Source organism: Lysobacter sp. TAB13 (assembly GCF_052113885.1).
In the GTDB taxonomy this organism is placed as follows: domain Bacteria; phylum Pseudomonadota; class Gammaproteobacteria; order Xanthomonadales; family Xanthomonadaceae; genus Lysobacter; species Lysobacter gummosus.
The window spans coordinates 1-393 of the sequence record NZ_JBFRDR010000308.1 but is presented as its reverse complement, the minus strand read 5'-3'; the positions used below and the strand labels follow the sequence as shown (position 1 = coordinate 393).

Genomic DNA, 393 nt, shown 5'->3' with positions numbered 1-393 from the left:
GACTGCGCTCGATCGCTATCTGCGGGAAATCCAGTCACGTCGATCGCGTGAAGAGGCTGTTGCCGAGATTGTGGCGCGCTGGGCGACGGGGCAGGGGCTGTTGCCGGATCCGAACGATAAGGACGGGCTTGAGCTGGACGAACTCAATGCCAGCAATGACGCCTAGGATCGCGCCGGCACTAATGTCGTAGCCGTGCGCGTACGATTCCGTCCGGCGTTCTTGGCGGCGTACAGAGCCTGATCCGCGCGGCCGATCGTATGTGCAAGCGTCTCTCCTCGGCGAAGCTCGGCGATGCCGAAACTGCAGGTCACTGTTCGATCCGGCGGCAGTCTGGGAAACGAGATCCTCGCGATTTCGCCGCGCAGGCGATCCGCGAAATGGAAGGCTTGCTC

1 protein-coding gene is annotated in these 393 nt (G+C 62.6%); it reads right to left on the bottom strand.

Annotation, left to right across the window (positions count from 1 at the left end):
• Nucleotides 1-162: 162 nt before the first annotated feature.
• Nucleotides 163-393, bottom strand: a 231-nt coding sequence (locus AB4Y92_RS26290) for a GGDEF domain-containing protein (RefSeq protein ID WP_441822295.1), incomplete at its 5' end; no start/stop codon positions are given.